General features: G+C 50.4%; 1 protein-coding gene. It reads left to right on the top strand.

The genetic code is table 11. The features are described from left to right. On the top strand, nt 1-1,279 hold a 1,279-nt coding region (locus QT973_RS10980), incomplete at both ends, for a cadherin-like domain-containing protein (protein ID WP_333232136.1).

Below are 1,279 nucleotides of genomic sequence, written 5' to 3'. Positions count from 1 at the left end.
GCGGTGCTGGCAACGATACCCTCGTGACTGGCGACGGCAATGACATGGCAGACGGTGGCGACGGCGACGACAGCGTTAGCGGCGGCGGCAACGGCGACGATACGCTGATGGGCGGCGAGGGCAACGATACCCTGATGGGCGGTACTGGCAACCATACCTGTGTCGGCGGTGCTGGAGATGACGTTTATGTCGTGAGTAACAGTACCTCTGGGGCAAAAGCAGTCATCACTGACTACACAGACGGCAGCGACAAATTTCTGCTGTTTGGCGACTTGAACTTTAGCAGCTTGACCTTTATACAAGTCGGTGGCGATACCGAAATTCGGGTCAATAACTTTGCCTTGGCGCTATTGTTGAATGTCAACGCAACGCTGATCACTGCTGGCGACTTTTTGGAAGTTAATCCTGAAACTCCAACTCAAACTCAAACTCCAACTCCAACTCCAACTCCAAGTCAAACTCTCACTCCGATTTTTAACCCTCCGCGAGTGGAAGCTAATAATAGCTTGACTGCTGGTTCCAGCGGCGGCGAGCAAACTATTACTTCTGAGTTGTTGCGGTTTGTCGATGACGAGCAAGGTCCTAGCGGCACAGTCTTCAAGTTAACCGAGCTACCCGATGCTACAACCGGCCAACTATTGTTTAATGGAGTCGCCGTAACACAAGTCGGTTTTACCTTCACTCAAGCAGACATTAACGCAGGCTTGGTAAGGTTCAAAGCGACAGTAGGTTTTGTCGGTGCGCTGAGTTTTGGTTTTGAAGTTAGCAACGGCAAACGATCTCTCACCGGCCAGCGTTTTAGCTTGAACATCGAGCAAAATGTCTTTAAGTTTAGTGGCACTACAGCACCTCAAGTTATTGTCGGTTCTGCGACGCTGGATAACGATATTGAAGGCAGCGATGGTGACGATAACATTACAGCCGGCAAAGGCAAAGACAAAATCATCGGCGGCAAAGGCAAGGACACAATTAAAGGCGGCGATGGCGATGACGATATCGACGGCGGCGATGACGATGACGATATCGAAGTTGGCCTAGGCAAAAACAAAATAAAAGGAGGCTTGGGCAAAGACAAAATTCAAGGCGGCGATGACGATGACGATATCGACGGCGGCGATGATGATGACGATATCATCGGTGGTAAAGGCAAAAACACGCTAAAAGGCGGCTTGGGCAAAGACAAAGTTCAAGGCGGCGATGATGATGACGATATCGACGGCGGCGATGATGATGACGATATCATCGGTGGTAAAGGCAAAAACACGCTAAAAGGCGGCTT

The organism is Microcoleus sp. Z1_A1 (assembly GCF_036700305.1).
Taxonomy (GTDB): domain Bacteria; phylum Cyanobacteriota; class Cyanobacteriia; order Cyanobacteriales; family Microcoleaceae; genus Microcoleus.
Note: the sequence above shows the minus strand (reverse complement) of the source record. Positions and strands in the feature narration are given on the sequence as shown.